Source organism: Micromonospora sp. NPDC003816, assembly GCF_042874705.1.
In the GTDB taxonomy this organism is placed as follows: domain Bacteria; phylum Actinomycetota; class Actinomycetes; order Mycobacteriales; family Micromonosporaceae; genus Micromonospora.
On the sequence record NZ_JBIANP010000001.1, the window covers coordinates 415,236 to 442,008 of the forward strand.

A 26,773-nucleotide genomic window follows, 5' to 3' on the forward strand; every position below is an offset into this window, starting at 1 on the left:
GTCTGGGCGGCGGCACCACCTGTCCGGCGGTGCCGCTTATGGCCGGAAGGTAGCCTATGAAGCCACTTCGGCCAGTGTCAATATCGTCGGACGTCACGGTGCCGCACGGCGCCTCGGTCCATCGACGGCGGGCCATACTGGTTCCGCCCGCGATCGTGGGCGCCCCCGACTGGAGAGCGAGATGACTGAGCTGAGCCCCTCCGCCGCACCGACCGACACCGAACGCCGACTCGTCACCGAGGTGGTCGAGCCCCTTCTCGGATTCACCCCCGACGAGATGAGCCAGGACCTCATCGCGCTGGGCGCCGACAGCATGCAACTGGTCCACATGCTCGCCCAGGCGGAGGACCTCTTCGACGTCGAACTCTCCGCCGTCGAGCTGATGGACAACGTCAGCGTCGCCGGGCTCGCCGCGCTCATCGACCGTCAACGCGCCACCGGCGGCTGATCCTCACCGGACGGACCGTACGCGCGCGCCTGCATCAGGTACAGCTCCGCGTACAGCCCGTCGCTGGCCAGCAACTCGGCGTGTGACCCGGCCTCGCGCACCGTACCGTCCTGGAGCACCACGATCAGATCCACCATCTGCAACGTGGAGAAACGGTGGGAGACGAAGACGGTGATCCCGCCACGTCGCTGTGCCCGCTGGGCCGACTCGGCGTACCGGACGAAGATCGCATGCTCGGCGGCGGCGTCCAACGCCGCCGCCGGCTCGTCCAACGCCAGCAGGAGGGGCTCGATCCGCATCTGGGACCGGGCCAGACCCAACGACTGCCACTGCCCACCCGACAGCTCCTGCCCGTCGGTGAAGCCGGTGCCCAGGTAGCCGTCCAGTCCGCCCTCCACCGCGTCGACGACCCGCTGCGCCCCCGCCGAGTCGATCGCCCGCCGCACCGACTCCTCATCGTCGATCCGCTGCACCGCGCCGATCCCGACGTTCTCCCGCAGCGTCAACTCCAGCCGGGCGAAGTCCTGGAACATCGCCGACGTCCGCGACCGCCACTGCGCGGCATCCACCTCGTCCAGTGCCACGCCGTCGACGAGGATCCGGCCCTGCGTCGGTCGGTACAGGCCGTACAGCAGCTTCACCAGCGTGCTCTTGCCCGCACCGTTCTCACCGACGATCGCCACGGTCTTGCCCGCCGGCAACTCGAAGGTCACGTCCCGCAACACCGGCCGGGTGGCGCCCGGATAGCGGAAACCCACACCCTCGAACCGGATGCCCTCGTCCAGCCGGGTCGGTGCCGTCGACCCGCTCGGCTCCGACACCCCGTCCGGCACCGCGCTGGCCGCCCGCAGCCACTCCAGCCGGCGCACCGTCGTGCCGAAACCCTGGAGCGTGCCGAGCAGCCCCAGACCGTTGGCGACCTGCAGACTCACCTGCACCGCGAGCGTCACCGCCAACACCACGTCGCCGACGCTGCCCCGACCGTCGGCGACGTCCCGCACCACCAGCCAGAGCGCCGCCCCGTAGCTGAGGGCGAAGAAGGCCTGCCCGGCCGCACGGACCGCCGCCCCGCTCGCCTGCGCCCGCCAGACCGTCGACGTCACCGCCGCCATCGTGGCCTGCTGGCGACGCACCAGGTCCGGGCCGGTGCCGAACAGCCGCAACTCCTTGACCGACGACGCCGAGGTGGCGACCTGCAACAGGTGCTGCGAGCGCCGGATCCCCTCCGCCGTGTCGTCCTTGGCCCGGTCCACCAACCGCTGCGCACGCCGCGCCAGCAGCACCGGCGGCACCGCCGCCAGCGGCAGCAGCGCCAACCACGGATTCAACAACCCCAGAAGTACGGTCGTGACCACGAGCTGACCGACCACACCCGCCAGTTGCAGCAGCCCCTCCACCGGAACCTGCATCGGTGAGATGTCGTCCCGCACCACCTGCAGTTCGTCGGCGAACCGGGAGTCGTCGAGCTGCGCCAGGTCCACGCTGCCGTTGGCCCGCTCGATCAACTCGCCGTGCAGCTTCAGCTCCATCAACTCGGCGAGCTCGAAATACTGCAGATGCGCGAAGTGCGCCATCATCAACTCGACGACCAGCACCACGGCCACCGCCGTCGCCAGCGTCACCGCCACGTCCGTCCGCGCCGCAAGCGCCGCGTCGACCAGCCGACCGAGCAGCACCGCCACCATCGGCGAGGCCAGATAACCGGCCGCGATCATGACGGCGGCCAACCCCGCCCGCCGCCGGTCGGTCCGCAGCGCCAGCACCACCAGGAACCGGGCCGCCCGCCCCAGACCGCTCATCGGCCCGCCTCCGCATCGACGAACCGGTCGGCCTGCAACCGGAACAACTCGGCGTAACTACCCCCGGCGGCCACCAACTCCTCATGGGTGCCCTGTTCCCGCACCACCCCGTCGGCCACCACCACGATGTGGTCGGCCCGACGGACCGTCGAGAACCGGTGCGAGATGACCACCGTCGTCAACCCCCGGCTGATCTCCAGAAAACGGTCGAAGAAGTCCACTTCGGCGCGGACGTCGAGCTGGCTCGTGGGTTCGTCGAGCACGATCATCGACGCGCCCGCGGCGACCTTGCGCATCGCCCTGGCCAACGCCACCCGCTGCCACTGCCCACCGGAGAGGTCCTGCCCACCGGCGTACCGGTTCGACAGCGTCGTCCGCAGACCGGCGTCGAGCCCCTCGACCACCTCACGTGCCCCCGCCCGGTCCAGCGCCGCCCACAGGGGCGCCTCGTCGTCGGGGTCGGCACCCGCCGCCAGGTCGACGTTCTCCGAAGCGCTCAGCTCCAGCCGGACGAAGTCCTGGAACACCACCGCGATCCGGGACTGCCACTGCGCCACGTCGAACTCGCGCAGATCCCGCCCGTCCACCGTGATCCGGCCCGCCACCGGGTCGTACAACCGGGTCAACAACTTGACCAACGTGGTCTTGCCGGCGCCGTTGAGCCCGACGATCGCCGTCGACCGGCCCGCCGGCAACGTCAGATCCAACCCCCGCAGCACCTCCGCACCCTGCGGGGCGTACCGGAACCGCACCTGCTCGAACCGCACCTCCCGATCCGGGCGACCGGCCGCCGACTCACCGGCCACCGGCGCCGCCAACGCCGCCCGCGACCGGGCCGACCGCGCGAAGTCGGTCATCGCCTCGTACGACTGGAGGCCGTACTGCGTCGGCACGTCGCTCTCCGGGAAGTGCACCCCGAAGCGGATCGGGATCAGCGCCGCCTGCACCGCCAGCCCCAGTTCCAGCACGCTCAGCCGTCCACCGGCGGCGGCCTGCGCGATCAACACGAAGACGACCGTCGCCCCGACCAGGCCGACCGCCGCGTACCCGAGGAAGGGACGCAGGTTGATCCGCCGCCGTCCCGCCCAGAACTGCCGCAGGTAGTCCAGGTACTCCGAGCGGTGCCGCTCCCGGACCCAGCCGATCAGACCGAACACCCGGATCTCCTTGGCGAACGCCGCGCCCGCCGCCATCGACCGCACATAGGACGCGTGCCGCCACGTCGGGAAGAGACCCTTGAGGAACGTCCCGAACCGCCCCAGCGCCCCACGCTGACCGAAGCGCACCACGAGCGCCGTCACCCCGGCCACGACCGCCGCCCACGGCGACAACGCCACCCAGAGCACCACCACCGCCCCGACGAGTTGCCCGTACCGGGGCAGCAACGCCAACGCACCGGCGGCGGCGTCACCCGGGGTCGGCATGGTCCGGCCGAACGCCTCCCGGGCCCGACTCAGCCGATCCAGTTCCGTCGCGTCCTCCAACGCCGAGATCGGCGCGTCCACCAACGCCGACGTCATAAGGCGGCGCGTGCACCACGCGTCCACCCGCCACGTCACCAGATGCCCCAACGCCGTCTGCGCCGGTGCGAGCACCTGCTGGAGGAAGAAGGCCAGCGCGGCGAGACCCAACGCGAGCACCGTCGCGCTCCACGCCTTCTCGTCGCCACCGATCGCCTCGGCGAGCCGTTGCACCATCACGCTCGTGGCCACGATGAACCCGATCGGCAGCAGACCGAGCAGAACGTTCACCGCGAGGGCCGCGCCCAGCGTCGGCACGCCCGCGTGCGGGAGGAGACGGGCGATGGACAGCCAGCGGTCGAGCCGTGACCGGGCACCACGCCACACCGCCGAGAACCGTGCCATCCGCATCCGAACCTCCGCAGGCGTCGATCGTCGGCCGATCATATCGACGGTCGTATCGATGTGTCGGTGTCGACGTCAATCCGTCGCGCGGCAGGACATCCAGAGCCTAGGCGATATGGCCGGCCGATCACGGTCCGAAGATCATGGCGAGCCGGACGGCAGGTAATCATGTGGTGGCTGTCGGTCTACCACTTGACCGGTCCGTAGCGAACTCGGTCAGACGCAGTTGCCGCACGTCGGATTGGTGCCGGGCCCGCCGTTGCCGGTTCGGGGCTCGAGGCTGACGGGCGCGGCCACCCGCGAGTCGTCCACACCGATGGGCACCGAGACGAACCCGGTGCCCGTGCTTTCGACGGCCAGGCATTCGAGACGCCCGGTGGTGTCGAACGCCAGACAGACGGCGGCGAGACCGAGAAGGCCGCCGTTCAGTTGACCGCCGAACGCCGTGCGTACGCCTGCGCCGTCGTACAGTAGGTGCCGGCCACGGAACGGCGCTCCGCTCACCGGGTAGTACACGACCGAGAAACTGGCGGAGAGGACGTGTCGAGGGTTCGTCTCCGGGCAGGGTTCGATCCAGCCGGAAACCCAGATCTCGAACGGCCCGGCGACGTACGGGGTCATGTCCCCGGTGGCGCAGGGCACCGCGGACCAGAAGGTCGGCGACGCGTGCGCTGGGCTGGCCGGTGCGGCTACCAGCAGCAACGCGACGACGAGGCCGGTCCCGACCAGCCGACGGAAGAGCGAAATCATCGGTCACCTCCAGCGCTCGGGGCGGCCTGAGCCGCCCCGAGCGCCAGCCCGAGCTGGAAGCGGTTCTCGACGCCGACCCGGTCCATCAGCGTACGCAGGATGTTGCTCACCGTGCGTGCGCTGACCTGGAGTTCGCGGGCAGCGGATACGTCGGTGTGGCCTTGCGCGAGTAGGGCGATCAGCGCCCGCTCCCGGTCGTCGAGTATGATCGTGGACATATTGAAACTCCGCGGTGGACGGGCGCTGTCCCACTCACGATCGAAGAGGTTCACCAGCGCGGATACCACGGCCGCTTGACTGACCTCCAGGTATCCCCGGTCGAAGTTGTGCGGAGAGACCGGGAACAACGCAACCCGGCGGTCGATGACGATCAGCTTCATCGGTACGCACGGCGCCTGCCGGTAGTCAGGGCCCGGCTCGTCGGGACGGCGTCCGTGCCCGAGGAGCGGATCGCGTTCGTCGGTGCTCTGCCGGCCGAGTACCCGCATCGTGACGCCACGGTCGAGTAGTGCCCGGTCGACCGGCACGGCGGATCGGGCCGACGTTGGGTCGAAGCTCATCTCCGTGTTCATCGCCAGGTGTTCGTGGCGAGTCGTTCGCGCGAGGTCGGCCAGCCGTCGCCGGGCTGCAGCCCGGCTCGGCAGGTGAATCAGGCCGTCACCGAGGTGTTCGCGCGCGTACGTCACCGTCGCCACGGGGGGCGGTAGACCGACCGCCGACCGCACGGCACTGTCCTGAGCGTGTTTGCTCCGCAGAGACTCCAGCACGGTTGCCGGTGAGCGGGCGGACCAGACCTGCTCGTCTCGTCCTGGCGCGACTCCGAGGAGCACGGCGCCGACCGCCACCAGTTCGTCCAGGGCAGCCGAGAGCCTGCCTGGCGACAGGCCCAGCGTCCGGCCGATATCCCGAGCTGGACGTGGTCCCAGCATGAGCAGAGCGCGGTAGACGAGGTCCGAATCCGGCGAGTGTCCCCAACGGACGATGGATGGGATCGCATCGCCGAAAGCGACCCGCTTCGAGGGTCCGTGCATCGAGCCTCCCACTTCGGACTCCATCCAAGCAGCCGAGCGGCGCGTCCGGAGTCCCGTGACCATTTCGGTGCCGACGAATGCGTAATCCCGCAATCGTGCGAGGCGGCGCGCATGCGCCATTGCTCAGTCGGCGCACACCGCACTGTCTGCCCAACGGACCTGTGCACCGGGCGCTGGCGGCAGGCCGCGACGATGTCACGGCCTGCCGTTGCGGGTTGTCGGTCAGGCGAGAACTGACAGGTTGTAGGCGTTGCCGACGCTGGTGAGGTAGAAGCGGATCTTTGGGTTGAACGCCTTGATCGGCAGACCGAACGCGATCACGTCGAACTGCAGCCCCTCGGTGTAGACATCGACACCACCACGCGCCGGGAGGCTTCCCTGGGTGCGGGAGATGCCGCCGGACACGCGGATCGTTCCGCTGAGGATGTCAGGCGTAGTCGGGGTGGGAGTCACGCTGGTAACCATCGAACCCTCCCAGCACCAGGTGTACCGCATCCGCCAGCGAACCAGGTCGACGTAGGTCGGGATGACATAGATCCGGTAGGTGCTGTCCAGCGTCCGACACTGGACCTTGGGTACGCAGAACAGTCCGACCGTCTGAGCGGACGTCGTCGAGTCCGGTGGTGGTGCTGGACACCCCTGTGTGGTCGAGGCCGCCGACGAGGCGGCGACGACGGACACCGACTGCTCGGCGACGTACTCCTCGCCCGTACTCGTCGTGAAGACGGTCCTTGCAACGACCGTCCCCTTACCCAACTGGGCGGTAGGTGTCGTGCCGACGTCTGCCGTGGCGGCTCCTACGGGTTGGATCGCGACGCCGAGTACGAGGCTCATCACCGTCGCCGCCATCAGGCCGGCCCGCCGAGCCCTGCGCTCTGTGAACATGCGGTTCCCTTCGGTGCGTCGAGGACAACTGCGGCGATGGTCGACCGGATGTTCTGTTGTCTCAATGGGCCGCTGGCGCTTTGCGCCGTTCACACCGAATGCCTGCGGGAAACCGCAACGAACCCTGTAGGACCGCCATCCGGGCGACGGATCGGGGCAACCGGAGCCTGCACGGCAAGATGTGTCCGTGATCCTGATGGTCCCCGCGAATCCGATGCGCCCACGCCAACCCGACGACCACTTCGCGGCGGAGGCGCAGGCGGCACGTGCCCTCGGATTCACGGTGGCGGTGGTCGACCACGACGCGTTGGCCCGAGGCGGGGACGCGCGCCGCGCGGTCGCCCGACGGATTCGACAGCCGGCATCTACGGTTGGGCCATGCGCACCGACGGCGGCATGCGGGAGTGGCTCCGTGAGCGCGGAGCGGAGCGGATCGCTCATCCCGGCGGCACCCTGTACGCCCACCTGTGCCGAGTGGGTGAACGACTCGACGCCCTCGGCTGCGGCAGTGACGTGGCGACCGCCGGCCTCACCCATGCCGTCTACGGCACCGACGGGTTCGACCTCACTCTGCTCGATCTGGCCGATCGCCCGGTGCTGCGTGACCTCGTCGGTGCCGATGCCGAGGAGATCGTCTACCTGTACGGCGCCTGCGACCGCAAGCGCACCTGGCGGAAGCTGGCAGAGACGGGCCAGGTGTTCGACCGGTTCACCGGGCGGATGCTGGTGCCGGACGCGGCGCGACTCCGGGCGCTGGTGGATCTCACCATCGTGAACGAACTGGACGTCATCGAGCGCGATCCTGCGGTGGCGGACCAGTACGGCTCCTATTTCCGGGACCTGTTCGCCTCCTGGGCGCCTCTCGCCTCGGCGCCGGTCATCAGCGACGTACAGCAGGTCCTGCGTCCGTGACGACCGCGCCGTCGACCGTCCGCGTACGCGTGCGAGCCCTCTATCCCGGCAGCTTCGATCCCTTCACCCCGGGGCACCTGAACGTGGTGAGCCGGGCACGTGACCTTTTCGACGAGGTGGTCGTGCTCGTCGCCGTCAACAGCGTCAAACATCCCGACACCGACGAGGGGCAGCGCGCCGCCGCCGTACGGGCCGCACTGCCGGTCGAGTGGACCTCCGTGACCGTGGCGGCCTGGAGCGGCCTCACCTCCACGTACTGCCGTGACCACGGGATCGGGGCGATCGTTCGGGGCGTACGCAACACCAGCGACCTGCAGGCCGAGTGCCGACTCGCGGCGATGAACCAGTCGTTGGGCGTACCCACCGTGTTCCTGCCCGCCCAGCCCGACCTCGCCGCAGTCTCCTCGACCGCGCTGCGCACGCTCGGCGGCCGGGGCTAGCTTCGGGGGAGCACGGTGATGGCCGCGACGGTGCTGTTGACGACGGTGGCCGTCACGGTGCGGGTCACGGCCTCCGCTGCGGCGGTGGCGCCCCAGTCCCCCTGTTCGAGCTTCTTCGCCCGGGTGATCACCGGCGACGTCCACGGGATCTCGCGATCGAACTGGGGAAGCGTTCCACTGGCGGAAAGCAGCGCCGCGAGCGCGGCGATCCGGGCCGACGGCTCCGCACCCTCCACGAGGACCTGCCGGACGTCGTCCAGCAGGCGTGCGCGCCGGTCGGTGCCGCCGTCCCGCAGGGCTGTGGAGCGGAACAGTCCGAGCACCTTGCGCTCCTCCTGACGGATGTCGCCACGCCGGACGAGCCTGTCCAGCACCGGCTGCCGCAGGCCGGGTCCCATCGCCGCCAGGACGGTCTGCGCACTGCGCGGCTTGTCCGCGAGGTAGTCCCAGGTCGCCCTCAGGATGTCGTCGGAGGGTACGTGCTCCGCGACGCTGCTGATCCGACCCTTCGCCGTGGTGGCCAGCTGACCGTTGAGCGCGAGGTCGGCGAGGACGGCTCCGGCGAGGACGTAGAAGAGGGTGTTCTCGCCGGCGATGGTGCCGGACCGGGGCTGGAACAGGAGCAGGAGAAGATCCTCGGTCAGGGTCGGCGGGTCCGAGGGCTTCCACGAGTCGGTGGTCATCGGCGGGGCTCCCAGCGGAAGAGTCGGGTGGCGAGGGCGACGGCGACGGCGACCCAGCCCAGTGTGGGCGCCAGCAGGAGCAGCGAGTCGGCCACGGCGACGCCGCCGTTCCACGCGTTCACGGTCAGCTCGGTGGCCGCGCCGCCGGGCAGCAGCCGCTTGAGCCAGGCGAGGTCCGCCGTGCCGGTGATGCCCACCCAGCTTGCCACGGCGATCACGCCGAGGGTGACGGGAAGCGTGGTGACCTGGGCGTGCTCGGGGGAGTTCGTCAGTCCTGCGGTCGCCAGCGCCAGGCCGACCATCATGGCGAGGGTGGCGATGGTCGCCACCCCGAGCAGCAGGACGTCGGAGGGCTGACCGGCGACGACGGCCAGGGCGATCAGGATCGCGGTCACCTGGAGCACGGCGAGGACGACGACGGGCAGCAACAGACCGGCGAGGATGCCGGCGTCGCTCTCGGCGGTGGAGCGCAACCGCTTGAGGAACAGGTTCTGCCGCCGCGAGGCCAGGGTGGTGACGGCGGTGGCGTAGAGCCCGAACGCGGCCACGGTGAACATCACGATCGCCGCGATGTAGCCGAGGCTGCCGATGGCGGCGAAGGTCTCGTGCTGGCGGACGAAGAACACGCAGACCGCGACCGGGACGACGAGGCTGGTGATCAGGACCAGCCGGTTGCGGAAGATCTGGATCAGCTCGCTGGACGCGATGGCCAACATGGTGACACTCCTGTCGAAGGGTGGATCAGCTACCGAGGGCGCGGAACACGTCGTCGAGCCGGGTCGGCCCGGCCGTGAGGTCCCGCAGCTCCACGGCGTGTTCCTCGGCCCACCGCAGCAGCACGTGCAGGTCCTTCTGCAGGGCGAAGGTCTCGACCACGACCGTGCCGTCGGCGTCGACGACCGCCGCCAGCGGCAGCGCCGGCACCGCCGTGGGCAGGGTGAAGCGGATGACCGCGGGCAGGGTACGGGTCAGTTCGGTGACGCTGCCCTCGCGGTGCAGGCGACCCTGGTGCATCAATCCGATCCGGTCGGCGCGCTGCTGCGCCTCCTCCAGGTAGTGCGTGGTGAGCACGATCGTGGCACCGTTCTCCCGCATCCGGTCCACCGTGGCCCAGACGTCGTCGCGGGACTGGATGTCCAGGCCCGTCGTCGGCTCGTCCAGGAACATCAGCTCCGGGGTGCCGTAGGCGGCGGTGGCGAAGTCGAGTCGCCGTTTCTCACCGCCGGAGAGCTGGGACACCCGCCGACCGGCCCGATCGGTGAGGTCCACCAGGTCGAGCAGCCGGTCGACGTCGTCCGTACGCCGGGTGAGCCGGCCGACCAGCCCGACGGACTCGCGGACCGTGAGGTCCGGGGAGAATCCGCTCTCCTGGAGCATCACGCCCATTCGGGGACGTACCGCGCGGCGATCCTGAGGGCTGTGCCCGAAGACGCGCACGGTGCCGGAGGTCGGCTTCCGGTGCCCCTCGACGACCTCCAGGGTCGAGGTCTTCCCGGCTCCGTTGGTGCCGAGCAGTGCGTAGAGTTCTCCGCGCCGCACCTGGAAGGAGAGGTCCCGCACGGCGTGGAAGTCGCCGTAGGTCAGGTTGAGGCGCTCGACGTCGATGACTGGTGTGCTGGACATGCCTCCATGACAGCGCGGATCGTCGGGACCCGTCAGTGCGCGCACGTCATGACCGGATGTGACGTGGTGTCACTGTTCAGGCCCGGTCACTGCCGGATACTGGGATGGTGACAGCAAGATCGGCGCGCTTCACCGAGTCGACGCGGGGACGGCTGCGCCGGATCAACCTCATCACCTCACTCCCGCCGGTGGTGTTCGCCGCGCTGCTCCTGCTGTACCTCGACTCGCGTACCTGGTGGCACGCTCTCGTCCTGGCCCCGGGGGTGGTGGCGGCCCTGGTCGCCTTCGAACGGTGGACCGCCGACGACCTCGCGCGGGTCGCCCTGCCGTGCCTGGCCGTCGCGGCAGCGGTGTGGCCGGTCGGTGCGTTGGTCACCGGCAGTCCGAACGCCTGGTGGGGGGTCTGCGCCGTGGGCTCCCTCGCCCTGCGCGAGGTGCGACGGCGCGTGCTGGCGGCGGTCGCGCTGCTGGCCTACGTCGCCGCCGTCGGTGCGACACGACTCCTGGTGGAGCGCGACGACGTCCGCCAGGTCCTGGTCGCCTACGTCCTCGTCCCGGCCGCCCTCACCGTCGTCGTGACGCTGATGACGGTGGTGGGGGAGCGGTTCTACGACCTGATCCGGGAACTCGAACAGACCCGGGAACGCGAGGCGGAGTTGGCGGTCGTGCGGGAACGGTTCCGCTTCGCCAGCGATCTGCACGACATCCAGGGCCACACCCTGCACGTGGTCAAACTGAAGATCGCGTTGGCGCAGAAGCTGCTGGTCCGCGACACCGTCCGGGCGGAGAAGGAACTGCGGGAGACGTACGCGCTGGTCAGCGACACCATCGCGCAGACCAAGGAACTCGCCCACGCGCAACGGCGGCTCAACCTCACCGCGGAGATCGAGAACGCGAAGAACCTCTTCGAGGCCGCCGGCATCCGGGTCCGGGTGACCCGGGAGGGCGAGGTCGACTCCCGGGTCGGCGAGCTGCTCGGCCAGGTGTTGCGCGAGACGACCACCAACATCCTGCGGCACGCGCAGGCGACCCAGGTCCAGATCACCCTCTCCGCGTCGGGCATCACCATCGTCAACGACGGCGCGACCGGCGACGAACCCACCGAACTCAGCGGCCTCTCCGTCCTCGGTCAGCGGGTGGCGGACGACGGAGGCGAGTTGACCGTGCGACAGCAGGACGGGCGGTTCCGGACCGCCGCGACGTTCCCGACGGCTCACGCCGGCACCCCCTCGACCATGGGCAGGGATGACCGATGACCACCATCGTGCTCGCCGACGACGAGGTGCTGCTGCGGACGGCCCTGGCCGCACTGCTGCCGCTGGAGGGAGACATCACCGTCCTGGCCGAGGCGCACGACGGCCGGTCCGCCGTCGAGGCCACCCTGCGGCACCGGCCCGACGTCCTCGTCATCGACCTGGAGATGCCCGGCGTCGACGGCCTCGGCGCGGTCGCGGAGATCCGGCGTACGCTCCCGGACCAGGTGGTCCTCATGCTGACCCGGCACGCCCGTCCCGGCGTACTGCGCAAGGCGCTGCGGCTCGGCGTCCAGGGCTTCGTCAGCAAGTCCGCCGAACCGGCCCACATCACCTCGGTCGTGGCCACCCTGCACGCGGGCAAACGGTGGATCGACCCGGACGTGTCGGCACTGGCCATCACCGAGGACTGCCCCCTGACCGAACGCGAGGCCGACGTGCTGCGGGTCACCGGCGAGGGCTACTCGGTCGCCGACATCGCCGTCCGACTGCACCTGGCGCCCGGGACCGTCCGCAACTACCTCTCCAACGCGATGCGCAAGACCCAGACCCGGACCCGCCACGAGGCGGCCCGGTACGCCCGCGAACACGACTGGCTGTGAGCCGCGTCAGCTCGTAGCGGTACGCCCGCACTGACATCCCGACCCGAAAGCGGTGACGTGGCGTCACTGTCCGCGGCGGACGGGGCTTGGTGTCATCGAGGTAGGTCCATCGCGGCGGACGGCGAAGGAGCCCGACGCGTCTCCCGCCCGACCGTGCCCCACGGCACCGTGGCCGTACCCGGTGGACCACCCCGACGACGACAGGAGACCTGGACGTGAGACGACAGCGTGGCATCGCCCTGATCGGGATGCTCGGCCTGGTCGGTGCCCTGGCGGCGGTCGTCCCGGCGACGGCCGGCGAATCGACGGGCGGCAGACCGCCGACCGGGCCACAGTGGACGGCGTGCCCTGCGGACGTGGTGGTGCCGCCGACGGTGCAGGCACAGGTGCAGTGCGCGACGGTGCCCGTCCCACTGGACTACGGCGACCCGGACGGCACCCGGATCGAGCTCATGATCTCGCGGATCGCGAGCACGAAGCCGGAGAAGCGGCGCGGCGTGCTGATGTTCAACCCGGGCGGGCCGGGTGGCACCGGCCTGGACCAGCCGGGGTTCCTCATCGGGCAGGGCCTGCCGGCCAGCGTCGTGGACGCCTACGACCTGATCGGAATGGACACCCGAGGCGTCGGGCACTCGACGCCGATGAGCTGCGGATTCACCGCCGACGACGCCTACTGGGCGAACATCCCGCCGTACGCCGTCGACGATGCGGACGTCATCCGACAGGCGGCGATCGCCGAGGAGGTCGCCGCCCGCTGTGCGGCGAACGACCCCGACGGGCGGCTGCGACATCTGACCACCGCCAACATGGCCCGCGACCTGGATCGGATCCGCGCCGCGCTCGGCGAGACGAAGGCCAGCTTCTACGGGGCGTCCTACGGCTCGGCGCTGGGTGCGGCGTACGCCTCGATGTTCCCGGCCACCACCGACCGGATCGTGCTGGACAGCAACATCGGCGACACCCACCTCGACCGGGACGGACTGCGCCGGTTCGCGCTCGGCATGGAGCAGACCTTCCCCGACTTCGCGACGTGGGCAGCGGCACGGCACGACTCCTACGGGCTGGGCCGCACGCCGCAACAGGTACGCAGGACCTACTTCGCCATCGCCGAACGGCTCGACCGGACGCCGTCACCCGACGGGCTCACCGGCCCCATCTTCCGCTACCTGACCTTCGCCCACCTCTACGGAAAGATGCAGTACGGAAACCTGGCCCGGACCTGGCAGGCGTACCTTGACCCGTCGCAGGTGCCGCAGCCGACGACGACGGAAACGCCCAGCCCGACCGACAACGCCTTCACCGTCTTCCTCGCCGTGACCTGCAACGACGTCGCGTGGCCCGAGGACGTGGACACCTACCGCCGCGCCGTGGCCGAGGACCGCAAGCGGTATCCGCTGTTCGGTGCCGCCAGTGCGAACATCACCCCCTGCGCCTACTGGACGCACGAGCCGTCCGAACCGCCCGTCGCGATCAGCGCCGAGGGAGCGCGCAACGTGCTGATCCTGCAGAACCGACAGGACCCGGTCACCCCGTTGGCGGGTGGGAAGCTGCTGCGCGAGAAGTTCGGGCAGCGTGCGCGACTGGTGACCGCCAACGAGAGCGGGCACGGCGTCTACGTGCTCAGCGGCAACGCCTGCGCCCTGAACCTGACCACGTCGTACCTGGTCCACGGCACGATGCCGACCACCGACAGAACCTGCCCGCGCGGCTGACCGCATGCAAGGAAGGGACCCCTGCTAACGCCTCGTGTATAGCAGGGGTCCCTTCCTAACGTCCGGGTCAGTGGGTGAGTCGGAGCCGGGCGAGGACTTCGGCGACTTCCTGGGTCTCGTCGTGCTGAGGGGCGTAGACGACGCAGAGGTCATCGTGCAGCGGCCGCAGTTCGTCGACTGCCTCGGCCGCCTCACCTTCGGAGAGCAACACCATGCCGATGTTGCGGCGTAGTTCGAGAGCGGTGGGGGAGGCGGCGCGTACGTGGGTCAGTACCTGCCGGAACTGGCGCAGCGCGGTGGTGGCCTGGCCGAGTTCGGCCCGGAGTGGGCTGCCCGGCGGCGGCGCCGCCATTGTGCGGGTTCAGCCTTCTCCGCTGGTAGCGCGGCCGTGTCGGACGAGGTAGCGGGCGGCGAGTGCCACACCGCCGCCGAGGACGGCACCAAGCGCCAGGTCTACTGCGCGGCTCTGGGGCCTTCCGCTCTGCGACTCATGCGGGTCAGGACCTACCGCGCGATCGTTCGACGATGATCGGCCGTCCGTCGCATCGGCTGGCGGACCCGCAGTGACGGCCGCCTGGTAGCTCCGGTCCACGATCAGGGTGAAACGCCGCGCTCGTCGGGACGTCTCCGCCTTCATGCGTGGGCCCCTCGCCTCTGCCCAGAAACGCCGTCCGGCCATGCCTTTGAAGAACTGATCAGCGAGGACCTCCAGGTGGTCTTCGCTCAGCAGATCAACTTCCCACATGAGTTGCCAGTGCGACACGATCAGGTTGGTGTAGACGTGTTTGCGGAACCACTCCAGGTCCGTTGACTGCTCGATCGGTCCCCAGCACTCCAACAGCCCCGGATCATCGATAGCCATCTTGAGCAGGTCGGTGTGCAGCGCGCGAAGTGCCTGCTCGCGAGCTGCTTTGGCCTCCCTCGCTTGAATGATCAGGGAGATGGCGACCCCCATGAGCGCGAGACCGGCGAGGATCGCCGAGGCTGCTCCATAAGCCTCACCGACGTTGCCGAGCAACGACCAGTCGTAACCGGGTCTCTCGCCGATCCAGAGCAGCCCGGCGGGAGACAGCAGCACCGCAGCAAGGATCGCCAGCACTGCGAGGAGGAGCACGGTCGGCGTCATCGATCGGCGAGCCAAATCGGTGACCATCCGTGACCGGGACACACCGCCTCCACGCTCGAACGTGGAGGCGAGGCTACTACAGGTGGGCGTCGGGTGGTGTCAGCCCGTCGACCTCACGGTCGAAGAACGAGTCGAACGGCTCTGCCCGGGCGAGCATTACCCGTACCTGCGATCGGCAGCCCTCGACAACCTGCGGTTCTGTGAACTTCTCCGCGCCGATCGGAGTTCCGTCGGCGTCGTAGCGGACGTCGTACACGGCCCTGTCGCCAGCCACCATCAGCTCCGGCACCACGCCGTGCTCCTGCTCGTACTCCCAGACCTTGTCGGCGGTGAGCACCCGAATGAGCTCACCAGCCTCGGCGCGGAAACGGAGGAAATTCAATTCCCAGATCAGGTACGGCGTGAGCGGTAGCTCCACGATCCGCAGACGGTGAAGCCCGGATTCTCGCTCGGCGAGCAGAGCGAAGAACTGCGCCAGATCCGGGTTGGGCTGCGCTGCGATCAGCAACGCCTCGTCCCACCTGCCCGCGTCGAACGCCTCCCAGCTCGGGCTGCCAGGCTCCCGGAACGTCTGCATCCGCTCGGTCTTCAGGATCGGCTCGTCAATGGACTCCACCGTGGCGTAGAAGTCCGCCTCATAGGCCGACAGACTCAGCCGTTCCCCGGACGTCATCCGGAGCAGGTCACGCATCCGGGATGTCCGGCTTCGCAGCGAGGATCATGCTGCGCGGGATGACGACCAGACGCTCGTCGCTGCCGACGCTGACGCTGTCCGGAAGCCGGCTGGCGTAGGCATCGGTCAGGTCGCGGCCGATGACCGCCACGTCACCATTCGAGAGCTCCCAGATGTCAGGGCAGGTCGTCGTGCCGCCACTCTCGCCCAGCTCACCAGCCGAGCGGCCAAGTCGTCGCGTGAACGTCGCCGTCGGGTCCGCATTCCATCGTGGCTCCACGCCCATCTCCCACAGTCACGGAACGGGCGTTCAGAATAGCCAGGGTTGGGCCGCGAATCGCGCCAGTGAGTCTCCGTTTCGCACGACCCGAAGTCAATCTTCGTCCCACTCACGCGGGCACTAACTGACGACGGACGGCGCTGCCCAGGATTCGGGGGAAGGCGCGGATCAGCTCGCCGAGCGGTACTTCGTGCACCATGCCTCAAGGCCGTCCGGGCGAGGTCGAGACTCGTGGGTCGCGTGGTCAGGGCTGGCGGATCAGGCCGATCACGGCGGCCAGTCGCGCGACGTCGGCCGGTGCGGGCCCGCGCTGGAGGATCTCGGCGAGGAGAGTACGGGCAGCGGGGCGACTGCGGACCTCGGCGGGCGCGACGCTGTCGGCGTCGATCAGTACGTGTCCGGCTCGGCCGGGATCGCCGACGTCGAGATAGGCGCGGGCGGCGTCGATCAGGTGTGCAGCGCGATGCTCGGGTGGCAGTCGTGGCCAGTCGTCGCTGGCGAGGGCGTGTTCGTGTCGCTCAACGGCTTGGACGGTGTCGCCGAGGCGGTGGGCGGCGAGGCAGCGTGCCACCTGGACGGCGACCGGCCCGAAGCCGGTGTGCTGTCCGTCGGTGTGGTCGATCGGTCCGTCGGCGAGGGCGGCGGCGTGGTCGAGCAGGTCGTGGGCGTTGCGACGGTCGCCGTCACCGGCGGCGGCGAGCCCGGCCTGGAGGAACAGGGTGCCGCGTACGGCGTCGTCGTCGGTGGTGTCAGCCGCCGTGAGCGCGGCGGTGAGCGCGAGTCGGTGGTGGCCGAGGGCGCGTAGCGCCTGGGCGACGCCGATGGTGGCGCTGGCGGCGAGGGTGGGGTCACCGGCGGCGGTGGCGACGGCCCGGTCGGCGGCGAGCCAGGCGAGGTCGGCGTGATCGAGTTTGACCAGTACGGCGGCGGTGATCCGGTAGGTCGACGCCAGCAGACTCCGAAGACCGTGGGTCGCGTCGAGCAGGCCGGGCAGGGTTCCCACGAGTTGCGGGTACCGGCCGTGCTGGTAACTCATCCAGGCGTGCGCGACCTGTCGACCGGCCTGCTGCGCCGTGACCGTGCGCTCCGGCTGGTGCTGGTAGCAGGCCAGAGCAGCCCGGATCGCGTCGACACCGTCCAGGCATAGTGTCGTGGGTGGCGGCCGGCGGGGGCCGAGGAGCATCTCCGGATCGAGGCGCAGCGCGTCGGCGATCTCCCGGATCACCGAGTACCGGTCGAGCTGACGTACGCCGCGTTCGACCTTGTCGACCCAACTCTTCGACTTGCCGAGCCGATCCGCGAACGCCTGCTGGGTCATGCCCCGGTGCGCCCGCAGCTCGGCGACCCGCCGCCCGAGGGGTACGGAGTTGTGGTCGCGCCGGTGGCTCATCTGCTGCCGCCGGTCGGGGGCATGGCGTCGGTCGACTCCCCACAGCGCGGACACCACCGCGACTTCACCCGAAACGCGAACAGCCCGGCCAGGAACCCCAGCAGTACGGCACCGACGACCATCATCGTCACCACCTCGACCCGGTCCGGCACAGGCCGCGAGCCGGGCGAGAAGCGCGCACATGATCGTGGCAGTATGGCTGTTCGCGCCTCGGCGTGTCGCGCAGCCGCACTGCCACAATCATCGCGGTCCCTCGCCCCGGTTGCGTGTACCGGACCGACTTCGCACGTAGCGACCCGCGACCACGTTTCGCGGCCGCGTCGACCGCTCCTCAGGTAACTCGGTGACCTCCAAACCGTCGCAGCGCGAGGTCATCCGGAGGTCCGACACGACAGAGTCCACCTCAGGCCGACGAAGCTGCGTCGGCGCCTCCTGCCCGACGATGTCGAGCGCCACCCTGCCGGGTCGTAAGAACCACTTCCACCGCCGGCCCATGGCCCCTCCCTTCAGTTGTGCGTTGACGTTCAAGTCTTCTAGGATTACTAGCAAAGTTAGGGTTGCTTGTCTTCTTCCTCAAGGCCGGTGATCCCATCAAGGAATGCCCTACGCCCAGCCCCTCTGGAGATCCATCCGCGATGATCTGAGGGCACGGATCCAGGCAGGCCTGTTGAAGCCAGGCGAGAAGATCCCGACCACGCGCGAACTCATGGCCCAGCACTCGACAACCTCTGCGACCGTCCGCAGGGCAGTCGATTCCATGATCGAGTCTGGCGAGCTCATCGGCCGACAAGGTTTGGGCGTCTTCGTCGACAACCCAGCGGAGCAGGATCCCTAGCCACAGGAGCCACGCAGGAGCCACGCACTGCGAAGTCTGCTGTGTCCATGAGATCGACGCACAGACTCAGTGGAAACCGCCGATTCAGTGCCAAATCGTCAGCTCCACGAAGATGATCGCGCCACCGCGAAGTTCCGTCCTGGGGGAGGCTCCCGAATGATCATCGGCCTAGCTCAGCCGACGGATGTCGATGTCAGCATGGACGCACGCCTACATGTACTCGGCTGCGACCTCCTCTGCCTCTGCCACGAACTCATTGAGTTCGTCCGGAGTCAGGGTCATCTCTAGGAGCAGTTGACCAAGGACGAAGATCTCGGCGGCGATCATGGTCTCGGCGGGGATACTGTCGACCAGCTGCGATTCACCGAGGGCGGCGCGGATGAGGCCTTCCATCTCAAGGGCTGGCAGGGTGTCGCCCTCGTCGTAGCGAGCGCGGGTCGTGGCCACCCAGGCGGCTACGTCGGTCGGGGTGGTGCCGGGGCCAAAGTAACGGTTGACGGCGAGGGTGAACGCCGCACCGATGATCTGTAGACCGCCGACCCAGCCGCCACGGCCAATCTCCGCGACAAGAGTCTCGGCAGCATCCCAGTCAGCCCTTGCCAACGCCCGGACAAGCTCGCTGAGCGCCTGAACCGTCATCGCTTCAACCTCGCAATCATCCTGCCCGCCGCCATCGCGAACCACCGCGCGCCCATTCCTGCAAGCAGGCCAACCACCACAAGGTTGCCTGCGGCCTCCGCGCTGTCAATCTTCGGTCGTGGTGCGGCGGCGCCCGGGGCGGCGGGGGTGCCAGTGCCCGTGTGGTGTGTTCCGGTAGGACCCTGGGGGCCACGAGAGACCTTGATTATCTGCTGGGTGGCCTCGGTCGCGTTGGCCGCCCGCTCCTGTAGCTCGTCGGCCTTGCGTACGGCTTGGGTGAGCATTCCCCGCATCCGTTCGCGGGTGAGGGCACGACGATCGCTGTCCGTCAGGATCTCCTCACCGGACGGCGGCCCGGAGGCGGAGACTGGTAGCGAAGCCGATCCCGGAGCGATGGTATTCATATACGCGCCTATGTGCCGGGCCGCGTCGCTGCTCAGCCGGGCAAGCCGGTGAGCTTTGTCGACGCCGACGCGACTCTGCATCACCGCAGCCCGGAGCTTCGGATGGTCGGTGCCTGTGCCGACCCGGGTGTAGAGGGCGTTTGCCTCGGCGGCGTCTGCTGCGGCGCGTGTGGCGCGTGCCGCGATGCCGTCCAGTTGGTCCACGGCGGATTTGAGTTGGACGATGACCTGGGCGAGCAGGCCACTCATCCCAGCACATCCCGGTACGCGCGGCCGTTGTCCTGAGCGGCGGCGAGGACCCGTAAGATCAGCTTCACCTCGCGGATGGCGTCGGCGATGGCCTTGCGGGCCTGCGCTGCTTCGGTCCGCTGGCTGTCGTGCAGGGTGGCGAGCGCAAGTGCGGACACCTCGTCAAGGTCCGTACCGACCCCTTCGACCGTGGTCCTGCCCTCGTCGAGCGATTGGTGCGCTTGCGTCAGGGCCGCCTTGACCTCGCCGATACTCACCGGTCAGCCAAGGATGCTGATGTATTGCCGGGCGGCTTGGGTGCTGCCCTGGAGGACGGTGGCCGCCTCGATCAGCCGCTGCTTGCTCTGTTCGGCGCGGCTGATCGCCTCCGAGATCGCGGGATGTCCGGTGCCGGCCGCGACCGCCCTCAGCCGGGAGAGCACCTGCTCGGTGCCCTCGATGGCGGCTCTGATCTGGTTCGTCGTGGCGTTGCACTGCTCGGCTGCCTGGGCAAGTTCGGCCTTGACTTGCTCGATGCTGGCCATGCCGTCCTTCCGGTCTGCTGCGGGCAATGGCGTTCGACACACAACGTAGCGAGGCAGACACTATCCAACATGAATTGCCTTCCGCAGCCCCGAATCTTGAAAGGACCAGGGTCAGGGCGGGGGCGAGGTAGCCGATGTCGCGGCAGAACTCGTCGACGTCAGTAGCCGCAAGACGCGATCAGCGCGGCGAGGTGGTCGAGTCGGGCTGTCGTGGACGAGAGCCGGCCGTCGCGGTGCAGGCTGGCGGCCAGCGGCGTTCCGCTCCACCAGGCCGGGTCGGTCCGCGACACCCATTCCACCCGCAGCGTCGGGTCGATCAGGCACTGCACGCTCGTGATCACGTCGTCGATGCTGCGGAGCACCGCCTCGTCGTGGTCCTGGTCGGGGACCCGGCGGGACAGCTCCAGGACGACGGCGACCGCCGTGGCGATGACACCTTCCACCCGTTGGCTCGTGCTGGTGGCGCCCGCCAGGACCAGTGCGGCGTAGTCGTCGTACGACAGGTGGCGGTCGAACACCGCGCGAAGCAGGAAGCGGCCGGCGCGGGGATCCTGCCACTCCGGCTCGCCGCGCGTCAGGTAGGCGAAGATCTGCCGGGTCGACAGCCCGGCGACCGGAGGATGCGGGCTCCACGGGTCCGCGACGGCCGGGGTGGTCGCCGTCTCAGTCGGTGGTGCGGTGTCGTCACGGGCGGCCAGCTCATGCCGCAGGAGCACGGACATCGCGGCGAGTTCCCGGGCGGCGCGGCTCTCCGCCCACATCTCCTCCAGCACCCGGTTGGCGATCCCGCGCCGCGTGCTGCGGGAGTCGACCAGCCCGAGCTCGTCGCGCACGCCTTCCGAGTCGTGCCTGATCCGATCCGCCACCTGCCACGGACCAACCTGGTCGAGCCAGGTCAGGACGCCTCCCGGGCGCCCCTCGGCGGTCGCGGTCTGTTCGAGCGCGTCGAGCATGTCAGGGCGTACGAGCCGCTCTCCCAGCTCGTCGAGAAGGGCCTGCCGCTGCGGCCAGGTGTCGGTGGAGAGCCACCGCGCCAGCTCCCGTGGCAGCGGTGGGCGTGCCACCGTCCGGCCCGCCTCGACTGCTGCGGTCACCAGGTCGGCGGTCGGTCGTTCCCGGAACAGCTCGCGCCGGCCTCCCGCGCCGCGCAGCTCCCAGACCGTGTCCAGCGCCACCCGGTCCTTGTCGACCGGTGCCGGCACTCGTCGCACGGTCACCACCGCCGCACGGTCGAGCCACGCCTCCAGCACCGCGTCGGCGCGCAGCACCGCGACGACCACACCACGCCCGTCCCACCAGGCGAGCCGATCCACCGCCTGACGTATCGCCGCGACGACGGAGGCGTGCTGCGGCTGTAGCCGGGGCGTGTTGACGATCACCACGTGCCGCTCTGCCTCCGCCGCCCGCACTGCCTGCGTCAGGGAGGTCAGCGCCAGCTCGTCGCGGGGTCCCGGCGGGGCACCGGCGAACCAGACCCCGTCCACGGAGGTGATCTCCTCGGGCATCAGCGGGTCGTCCTCGACAGCTTCGGCGACGACGACCGCCGCCGGACCGCCGTCGGTGCGTACCGCCGACGCGACGGACGGTGGGGCCGCCGACGTGGACGGCAGGTCGGCCGGGGTCTGCTCCGCGATGGTCGGGGCGTGCGGTGGCGCGACGTCCCGGGCAGGGGAGTGTGTTTCCGGCGTGCCGGGCGTGACCACGTCGACCGGTGCCGGGGCGGGTGGGGCCTCCGTGGTGCGCAGGTCGATGTTGCCGACGACCCACCGGGTGCCGTGGGGGCCGTCGACCCGGATCACGGCGACGGCGACGACCTGGTGTCCGGGTGTGCCGAGGCCGGCGGCCGACTCCGTCGGGGTGCCGAACCGGAGGATCTCGCGTCGCTGTGCCGAGCCGCCGACGCCCTGACCGTGTGCCGCGTCGACCCCGAGGACCGGCACGGCCGGGCCGCCGGTGTTGGTGACGTCCCGGGTCAGCGGGTGGGCGTCGCCGAAGGTCATCGTCGGCGTCGTCGCCCCGGTGACGGTCGTGGTGAAGCTGTCGGTGTTGGCGTTGATGCCGTCGATGGCCACGTTGCGACTGGAGCTCGCGGGTCGGGGCGCGTAGAGCGCGAACTGCAGTGACGTACCCGGTCTGCCCGCGCGGCCCAGCAACCGGCCCACCGCGGCGGGTTCCAGCATGGTGACCCGGCCCGAGCGGACGAGGCTGGACAGGCGGACGAAGATGCCCTCCGCCGACGTCGAGTTGTGTAGCTGGTCGTCGTCGGCCAGGGACGGGTCGACTGTCCGGATCGCGCGGGCGAGCTGCGCGACGGCGTCGAAGTCGTACACGGAGAACGGTCGGCTCAGCCGCCAGGACGGTCCGGTCACCAGGTCGCGAACCGCTGCCGGGATCTCCAGGTCGACGACGACCGCGTCGGTGGGCGGCGGTACGACGGTGGTCGGGGCGGACGTGAGCAGCAGCGGCGGGACCTGCCGGTGGTCGCCGATCGGGAGGCGAGGCGTCTCCGCCTGGCTGAAACGCAACGTGACCAGGGCCGCGAAGGCATGGGACGACTCGCCGACCGCGTTCAGCGTCGGCAGGTTCGGCCAGGCCCGCCGGACGAGCCGGCCCGTGGTGAGGAGCCCGGTGATCGCGGCCCGGCCCACCCGGACGACGAGTGCGTCCTCCAACGGCATCGAGCGTACGGTCACGCCGAGTGTGTAGGGGACGCGGTCGAACTGGGTGGTGACGATGGTCCGTTCCCAGGTGCGGTACTCCCGCAGGGACGTCGCGGTCTGCACACGCTGGTGTTGGGCGCCGATCGAGAGGGTGGGCTGCGTCTGGTGGCCGTACTGCTTGACGGCCGGCGAGAAGGCCGCACTGTTGGCGACGACCCGGGTGACGCTCAGCTTGCTCGCACCCGGGGTCGGCAGCGAGCCGCCCTCGCCGGAGGAGTGGGCCAGGATGGTGTCCAGGCCCGCGCTGGACGAGGTCTGCCGGCCTCGCCGTGCCGCGAGCTGCGCGGCGTCCTCGACCGGCTGCGCGCGGAACTCGACCTCCACGGCCCGTGGGCCGAGCCACGACCGGTGTACGAAGTGGAACGAGGCGCGGCCATCGGGGCCGACGTTGATCAGGGTCCGCAGCCCCAGGGTGGACGTGTGGTCGGCGATCCGCGATCGGACACCGGGCAGGTATGCGGCGTTGCCGGGGCTGGTCACGCCCGGTGCCTGGGCCTCGACCAGTGCGCGGACGTGGGTACGTAGCTGCGGACGTGCGCCCCGGGGGACCACTGCGGTGGCGACGCCGAACCCGAGCCTCCCGCGACCGTGCACGAACCAGGAGGGCAACGTGCGGTCGGCGATCGCGAGGCTCTGTTCCGGGTCGACCTGCGGAACGCCGGGGATCTGCCGCAGCTCCGGGTGGTTGATCAGGTCGTTCTCGACGAGCAGGAACTCCACGGCATCGGGCAGTTCGACCGCGACCTGCCACTCGACGTACGGTCGGCCGGCGAGCGTCCCGGCCACCACGTTGCGGAGGCCCTTGGTGACCGTGACGAGATAGACGGCCGTCGCCGAGAAGCGGAACACCGAGACGTCGTTCTCCGTGGTGACCCGGAACGCCATCGTGTTGTCGCTGAACGTCGTGCGGGTGTCCGTCCGCCGGAGATGGGTGTACGTCCCGGCCGGTACGAACTGCGTGACGCTGCCGTACGTGCCGGTGAGCGTCGCCGGCAGTTCGTACCCGACGCTCTGCTCCGCCGTCTGCGACGAGCCGTCGAAGGACTGCAGCCAGCTCTCCATGTCCATGATCCCGGGCGACGGCAGGAGTCTCACGTCGGTGAGGTAGCCCTCGACCGTCACCGAGACGTCGGTGCCCGACACCATGCCGTGCCCGCCGATGTTCTCGGTCACGTACTGGTTGTTGAAGACCTGCAGGGCGTTGGCCGTCAGGTGGTGGGGCGACAGTGCCGCGTGGGCCACCTCCTGCGCCATGCTCTCCGGTCGGTCCAGCGGATCGCCGATCGTCCGTCGTCGCCACCACGCCCACCCGGACCTCGCCGCCTCGCCGAGCCATCGCGCCGTGCGGGCGCCCCACGGCCAGACGGTCCCGCCCTCGGCAGCCGGGGCGTCGTCGCCGGTGGCCTCCGCCGGGGCGGGTGCCTCTGGCACCGCCACGTCGTCCCCGGGGTACGCGCCGGGCATCCGGGGGAGTACGGCGGTGGGCCGGTCGGCGGCGACCGCGTGGTGTCCGGCGCCGATCAGGGCCTTGACCAGCGCACGGATCACCCGGCTGCCCTCCACCCGGTCCACGTGCGCCAGGCTGGGCAGCCGTAGCACCCCGTCGCGGTACATCAGCTCGTCCGGTGGGTTCAGGCCGGCACGATCCTGGTCGGTGACACTCCGCGTGGCGGGATCCCGGTACGGGCGGATCTCCGCTGGTTCGGCGAGCGTGCGGTAGGTGGGTACCGCCAACGTGAACATCCCGTCCGCCTCGGTCGGCGGAGGTGTGTCACCGTGGCTCCACGAGATCTCCAGGCGCATCCGTACCGGCACCTGGAACGCGTGCGAGCCCTCGCCGGTCGGGTTGAGCGCGTACGACTCCTGCCCGAACCCGATCGTGGTGTCGGTGATGGTGGCGGGCCGGGAGAAGCGGTTGACGCCGCCGGAGAAGCCCTGCACCGGACGATCCGTCCCGGTCGTCCCGGCCGGGTTGCTGGAGGACCCGGCGACACCACCGTTCCAGCCGAACGGCGAACGGCTGCGCCCCTCACTGGCGGGCAGCGTCGAACCGATCCAGTTCAGCGTCTGGACGTCGGGCAGGAACAGGAAGTGGACGGCTCCTGCCTGGGGCCCGTCGGTGAAACGACGCTCGGCGGACACGCGTACCTCGGCACGCTGGATCTCACCGCGGACCGGGAGTTCGAAGACGATCGGATAGCCACCCTCGATCATCTCGTCCACGGCGCCGCGCAGTCCCACACCCGAGCGGGTCACGTCGAGCTTGCGGACGTTCACCAGGCGCTGCACCCTGGTGGCCTCGTCGGTCAGCCGGTCCAGCGTCGACTCGCCCTCGGGCGGCAGGAAGCCGTGCGCGGCGAGCCAGGTCTCGGCCGTGGCGAACAACGGCTCGGCACCGGTGACCCGTAACGGCGTGGTGGAGACGCCGATCGACCGGAGCTGCGCGATCTCGGGTGGCAGGTAGCGCGGCGTGGTGGGCCGCCGGATGATCAGGTCCGCAGGTGGTACCCGCAGGATCGCCCGGTGCGCCGCGCCGGAGCCCAGCGGCGTCACCGGTTCGGGGCGGGCCGCGGCACCGGTCGCGCGGACCAGTTCGACATCGAGGACCACATCGACGCCCTGGGGGATCAGCGGCTTGCGCACCCGCAGCGAGTGCGAGGTACGCGCGCCACCACCCGATCCCAGCGTGTGTGATACCTGGTGCCGCGCTCCGATCTGCCCCCGGACGGCTCCGCCGGTCGGCTCGACACCGGGCTCAGCCGGCGTCGCCGACATGCCGAGGTTCACGAACCCGTCGACGCCGACCGCGTTGGTGACCTCGGCGGAACCGTCGACCCGCAGGATCCGCAGCACGTGCGACTCCAGCACGGCGTCCTGCGTGGCCGGACCGGTGACCTCCCGCGCGACCAGCTCGGTGCGCATCCGGAGATATCCGATCACGGCCCCGTCGTCGTCGAACAACAGCGGCGACGGGTGGCTGCCCGTCCACGCCAACGGGATGTTCGCGCGGAGGCTGTACTCGCCGAAGAACTCCCACAGGTCCCGTCTGGACGCCGACGACAACGCCGCGAGGTGCGGCCGGAACGACGCCATGACGTCGCGGAAGATCAGGTCGGCGTTCAGCACCGACTGCACGCCGAAGAGCGGCAGGTCGGTACGGAGGAGTTCCAGCGGTGCCGGTTGGGGCTGCTCCGCGTCCGGGCTTGGCGCCTCCACCAGGTGTTTCGGGAACCACACCGTCAACCGCTCGGGCGGCGGACTCTCCAGGTCGGTCCACGGCCGGTTCACGTCGTCGCCCATGCGGAGCTGCCACCGCATCCGGTAGCGGTACGGCCACGAGCGTTCGCGACTGCGCATCAGCGTCAACGCCTGCACCGCGCCGGTGACCGTCGCCGAGGTCGACGTCTGGTTGTACGTCATCGTCGGCTGCACCGTCAGCGCCACCCGCCGCAGCACGCTGTCGCTGTCAGCCGGCAACGGGTGCGAGTAGGTGAACGGCAGGCGTACGGTCCGCAGGTCGCTGGCGCTGCCGCTCTCCGCCACCTCCCACCCGCCGAACGCCCAGCGCTGGAGGGTGACGGGTGGCCCGTCGGGCATCTGTTCGATGTCGGGGTCCGCCTCCACCGGGTCGCGCAGCGACACCCGTAGCCACGGGGTCGGGCCGCCATCGGCAGCGCTCGACAGCGGCAGCCCGGTCTCGCTGCGGATCCGGGGCCACTCGGTGAGCAGGTAGTCCGAGGTGAGACGCCGTTCGAGATCCGCGCCGAAGGCGGCGTGCGTGCCGCGCGTACCGGCCGCCGCCTTCACCTGCGCGAGCAGCCACCCGACGACGACCTCGGGGACCGGCGCGATGTGCTCGAGTCCCTGCATGCCGTCGAACCGCGACCCGTACCGCCGTACCGCCTCGGTCATGTCCCCGCGCGTGGCGGC

Annotated in this window: 25 protein-coding genes; 7 read left to right on the forward strand and 18 right to left on the reverse strand. The window is 70.0% G+C overall.

Annotation, left to right across the window (positions count from 1 at the left end):
• Positions 1-181 precede the first annotated feature (181 nt).
• Entirely contained in the window at positions 182-448 is a 267-nt protein-coding gene (locus ACFYTT_RS01720) for an acyl carrier protein (RefSeq protein WP_131050859.1), read from the forward strand.
• Here ACFYTT_RS01720 and ACFYTT_RS01725 read toward each other — a convergent pair.
• From ACFYTT_RS01725 to ACFYTT_RS01745, 5 genes are all read right to left on the reverse strand, one after another.
• A complete protein-coding gene (locus ACFYTT_RS01725; protein WP_387257111.1) occupies positions 427-2,247 on the reverse strand; it encodes an ABC transporter ATP-binding protein in 1,821 nt (606 codons plus the stop codon). The two genes, ACFYTT_RS01720 and ACFYTT_RS01725, sit on opposite strands and share 22 nt — an antisense overlap.
• Positions 2,244-4,118, reverse strand: coding sequence for an ABC transporter ATP-binding protein (locus ACFYTT_RS01730; protein ID WP_387257114.1), 1,875 nt, complete (start codon positions 4,116-4,118; stop codon positions 2,244-2,246). The genes ACFYTT_RS01725 and ACFYTT_RS01730 overlap by 4 nt, the downstream gene beginning before the upstream one ends.
• A gap of 210 nt (positions 4,119-4,328) precedes the next feature.
• Complete coding sequence (locus ACFYTT_RS01735; RefSeq protein WP_387257116.1) at positions 4,329-4,862, reverse strand: hypothetical protein; 534 nt, start codon at positions 4,860-4,862, stop codon at positions 4,329-4,331.
• Positions 4,859-6,013, reverse strand: a complete 1,155-nt coding sequence (locus ACFYTT_RS01740; RefSeq protein ID WP_387257118.1) for a LuxR C-terminal-related transcriptional regulator — start codon at positions 6,011-6,013, stop codon at positions 4,859-4,861. Before ACFYTT_RS01740 ends, ACFYTT_RS01735 begins: the two co-directional genes overlap by 4 nt.
• A 102-nt stretch (positions 6,014-6,115) precedes the next feature.
• On the reverse strand, positions 6,116-6,871 hold the full coding sequence (locus ACFYTT_RS01745; RefSeq protein ID WP_387257120.1) for a hypothetical protein: 756 nt from the start codon (positions 6,869-6,871) through the stop codon (positions 6,116-6,118).
• Positions 6,872-7,156: 285 nt separating this feature from the next.
• On the opposite strand from ACFYTT_RS01745, the gene ACFYTT_RS01750 reads away from it, so the two are divergent.
• Entirely contained in the window at positions 7,157-7,690 is a 534-nt protein-coding gene (locus tag ACFYTT_RS01750) for a DUF6817 domain-containing protein (protein WP_387257122.1), read from the forward strand.
• Entirely contained in the window at positions 7,687-8,130 is a 444-nt protein-coding gene (coaD, locus tag ACFYTT_RS01755; RefSeq protein WP_387257124.1) for a pantetheine-phosphate adenylyltransferase, read from the forward strand. The genes ACFYTT_RS01750 and coaD overlap by 4 nt, the downstream gene beginning before the upstream one ends.
• Here coaD and ACFYTT_RS01760 read toward each other — a convergent pair.
• Genes ACFYTT_RS01760 through ACFYTT_RS01770 form a run of 3 tightly spaced genes read right to left on the reverse strand, consistent with a single transcriptional unit; the run spans position 8,127 to position 10,436 of the window.
• A complete protein-coding gene (locus tag ACFYTT_RS01760) occupies positions 8,127-8,813 on the reverse strand; it encodes a GPP34 family phosphoprotein (RefSeq protein ID WP_387257126.1) in 687 nt (228 codons plus the stop codon). The two genes, coaD and ACFYTT_RS01760, sit on opposite strands and share 4 nt — an antisense overlap.
• Positions 8,810-9,529 carry an ABC transporter permease gene (locus ACFYTT_RS01765; protein WP_131050856.1) on the reverse strand — a complete coding sequence of 240 codons (720 nt, stop codon included), beginning with the start codon at positions 9,527-9,529 and terminating at the stop codon, positions 8,810-8,812. The genes ACFYTT_RS01760 and ACFYTT_RS01765 overlap by 4 nt, the downstream gene beginning before the upstream one ends.
• Before the next feature lie 25 nt (positions 9,530-9,554).
• Entirely contained in the window at positions 9,555-10,436 is an 882-nt protein-coding gene (locus ACFYTT_RS01770) for an ABC transporter ATP-binding protein (protein ID WP_131050855.1), read from the reverse strand.
• 107 nt (positions 10,437-10,543) lie between these two features.
• On the opposite strand from ACFYTT_RS01770, the gene ACFYTT_RS01775 reads away from it, so the two are divergent.
• The 3 genes from ACFYTT_RS01775 to ACFYTT_RS01785 all read left to right on the forward strand — a co-directional run bounded on the left by ACFYTT_RS01775 (position 10,544) and on the right by ACFYTT_RS01785 (position 14,003).
• Positions 10,544-11,692, forward strand: a complete 1,149-nt coding sequence (locus tag ACFYTT_RS01775; protein WP_387257129.1) for a sensor histidine kinase — start codon at positions 10,544-10,546, stop codon at positions 11,690-11,692.
• Positions 11,689-12,291: a response regulator transcription factor gene (locus tag ACFYTT_RS01780; RefSeq protein ID WP_131050853.1), complete on the forward strand. Its 603-nt coding sequence runs from the start codon at positions 11,689-11,691 to the stop codon at positions 12,289-12,291. The genes ACFYTT_RS01775 and ACFYTT_RS01780 overlap by 4 nt, the downstream gene beginning before the upstream one ends.
• Before the next feature lie 215 nt (positions 12,292-12,506).
• Entirely contained in the window at positions 12,507-14,003 is a 1,497-nt protein-coding gene (locus ACFYTT_RS01785) for an alpha/beta hydrolase (RefSeq protein WP_387257132.1), read from the forward strand.
• 67 nt (positions 14,004-14,070) lie between these two features.
• On the opposite strand, the gene ACFYTT_RS01790 is transcribed toward ACFYTT_RS01785, so the two are convergent.
• The 5 genes from ACFYTT_RS01790 to ACFYTT_RS01810 all read right to left on the reverse strand — a co-directional run bounded on the left by ACFYTT_RS01790 (position 14,071) and on the right by ACFYTT_RS01810 (position 17,529).
• Positions 14,071-14,355 (reverse strand): hypothetical protein, encoded by a 285-nt coding sequence (locus ACFYTT_RS01790; RefSeq protein ID WP_387257134.1) that lies wholly within the window; start codon positions 14,353-14,355, stop codon positions 14,071-14,073.
• 9 nt (positions 14,356-14,364) lie between these two features.
• A complete protein-coding gene (locus tag ACFYTT_RS01795; protein WP_176093623.1) occupies positions 14,365-15,156 on the reverse strand; it encodes a DUF6082 family protein in 792 nt (263 codons plus the stop codon).
• A gap of 49 nt (positions 15,157-15,205) precedes the next feature.
• Complete coding sequence (locus ACFYTT_RS01800) at positions 15,206-15,820, reverse strand: DUF6879 family protein (protein ID WP_176093624.1); 615 nt, start codon at positions 15,818-15,820, stop codon at positions 15,206-15,208.
• Complete coding sequence (locus ACFYTT_RS01805; RefSeq protein ID WP_176093625.1) at positions 15,813-16,082, reverse strand: hypothetical protein; 270 nt, start codon at positions 16,080-16,082, stop codon at positions 15,813-15,815. Before ACFYTT_RS01805 ends, ACFYTT_RS01800 begins: the two co-directional genes overlap by 8 nt.
• Before the next feature lie 244 nt (positions 16,083-16,326).
• On the reverse strand, positions 16,327-17,529 hold the full coding sequence (locus ACFYTT_RS01810) for a helix-turn-helix domain-containing protein (protein ID WP_387257137.1): 1,203 nt from the start codon (positions 17,527-17,529) through the stop codon (positions 16,327-16,329).
• A 541-nt stretch (positions 17,530-18,070) separates the two neighbouring features.
• On the opposite strand from ACFYTT_RS01810, the gene ACFYTT_RS01815 reads away from it, so the two are divergent.
• Positions 18,071-18,307 (forward strand): DUF977 family protein, encoded by a 237-nt coding sequence (locus ACFYTT_RS01815; protein WP_387257139.1) that lies wholly within the window; start codon positions 18,071-18,073, stop codon positions 18,305-18,307.
• 210 nt (positions 18,308-18,517) lie between these two features.
• Here ACFYTT_RS01815 and ACFYTT_RS01820 read toward each other — a convergent pair whose 3' ends face one another.
• The 5 genes from ACFYTT_RS01820 to ACFYTT_RS01840 form a co-directional block, all read right to left on the reverse strand.
• Positions 18,518-18,946: a hypothetical protein gene (locus ACFYTT_RS01820; RefSeq protein WP_131050850.1), complete on the reverse strand. Its 429-nt coding sequence runs from the start codon at positions 18,944-18,946 to the stop codon at positions 18,518-18,520.
• A complete protein-coding gene (locus tag ACFYTT_RS01825; protein WP_387257143.1) occupies positions 18,943-19,599 on the reverse strand; it encodes a hypothetical protein in 657 nt (218 codons plus the stop codon). Before ACFYTT_RS01825 ends, ACFYTT_RS01820 begins: the two co-directional genes overlap by 4 nt.
• On the reverse strand, positions 19,596-19,856 hold the full coding sequence (locus ACFYTT_RS01830) for a hypothetical protein (RefSeq protein WP_131050848.1): 261 nt from the start codon (positions 19,854-19,856) through the stop codon (positions 19,596-19,598). Before ACFYTT_RS01830 ends, ACFYTT_RS01825 begins: the two co-directional genes overlap by 4 nt.
• A 3-nt stretch (positions 19,857-19,859) precedes the next feature.
• On the reverse strand, positions 19,860-20,123 hold the full coding sequence (locus ACFYTT_RS01835) for a hypothetical protein (RefSeq protein WP_131050847.1): 264 nt from the start codon (positions 20,121-20,123) through the stop codon (positions 19,860-19,862).
• 158 nt (positions 20,124-20,281) lie between these two features.
• A complete protein-coding gene (locus ACFYTT_RS01840) occupies positions 20,282-26,755 on the reverse strand; it encodes a hypothetical protein (RefSeq protein WP_387257148.1) in 6,474 nt (2,157 codons plus the stop codon).
• Positions 26,756-26,773: the final 18 nt, after the last annotated feature.

Bases quoted from the DNA above. Each gene is read 5' to 3' on its own strand.
- ACFYTT_RS01720 (WP_131050859.1), top strand. From the start codon at position 182: ATGACTGAGCTGAGCCCCTCCGCCGCACCGACCGACACCGAACGCCGA.
- ACFYTT_RS01725 (WP_387257111.1), bottom strand. From the start codon at position 2,247: ATGAGCGGTCTGGGGCGGGCGGCCCGGTTCCTGGTGGTGCTGGCGCTG.
- ACFYTT_RS01730 (WP_387257114.1), bottom strand. From the start codon at position 4,118: ATGCGGATGGCACGGTTCTCGGCGGTGTGGCGTGGTGCCCGGTCACGG.
- ACFYTT_RS01735 (WP_387257116.1), bottom strand. From the start codon at position 4,862: ATGATTTCGCTCTTCCGTCGGCTGGTCGGGACCGGCCTCGTCGTCGCG.
- ACFYTT_RS01740 (WP_387257118.1), bottom strand. From the start codon at position 6,013: ATGGCGCATGCGCGCCGCCTCGCACGATTGCGGGATTACGCATTCGTC.
- ACFYTT_RS01750 (WP_387257122.1), top strand. From the start codon at position 7,157: ATGCGCACCGACGGCGGCATGCGGGAGTGGCTCCGTGAGCGCGGAGCG.
- ACFYTT_RS01760 (WP_387257126.1), bottom strand. From the start codon at position 8,813: ATGACCACCGACTCGTGGAAGCCCTCGGACCCGCCGACCCTGACCGAG.
- ACFYTT_RS01765 (WP_131050856.1), bottom strand. From the start codon at position 9,529: ATGTTGGCCATCGCGTCCAGCGAGCTGATCCAGATCTTCCGCAACCGG.
- ACFYTT_RS01770 (WP_131050855.1), bottom strand. From the start codon at position 10,436: ATGTCCAGCACACCAGTCATCGACGTCGAGCGCCTCAACCTGACCTAC.
- ACFYTT_RS01780 (WP_131050853.1), top strand. From the start codon at position 11,689: ATGACCACCATCGTGCTCGCCGACGACGAGGTGCTGCTGCGGACGGCC.
- ACFYTT_RS01790 (WP_387257134.1), bottom strand. From the start codon at position 14,355: ATGGCGGCGCCGCCGCCGGGCAGCCCACTCCGGGCCGAACTCGGCCAG.
- ACFYTT_RS01795 (WP_176093623.1), bottom strand. From the start codon at position 15,156: ATGGTCACCGATTTGGCTCGCCGATCGATGACGCCGACCGTGCTCCTC.
- ACFYTT_RS01800 (WP_176093624.1), bottom strand. From the start codon at position 15,820: ATGCGTGACCTGCTCCGGATGACGTCCGGGGAACGGCTGAGTCTGTCG.
- ACFYTT_RS01815 (WP_387257139.1), top strand. From the start codon at position 18,071: ATGCCCTACGCCCAGCCCCTCTGGAGATCCATCCGCGATGATCTGAGG.
- ACFYTT_RS01820 (WP_131050850.1), bottom strand. From the start codon at position 18,946: ATGACGGTTCAGGCGCTCAGCGAGCTTGTCCGGGCGTTGGCAAGGGCT.
- ACFYTT_RS01825 (WP_387257143.1), bottom strand. From the start codon at position 19,599: ATGAGTGGCCTGCTCGCCCAGGTCATCGTCCAACTCAAATCCGCCGTG.
- ACFYTT_RS01835 (WP_131050847.1), bottom strand. From the start codon at position 20,123: ATGGCCAGCATCGAGCAAGTCAAGGCCGAACTTGCCCAGGCAGCCGAG.
- ACFYTT_RS01840 (WP_387257148.1), bottom strand. From the start codon at position 26,755: ATGACCGAGGCGGTACGGCGGTACGGGTCGCGGTTCGACGGCATGCAG.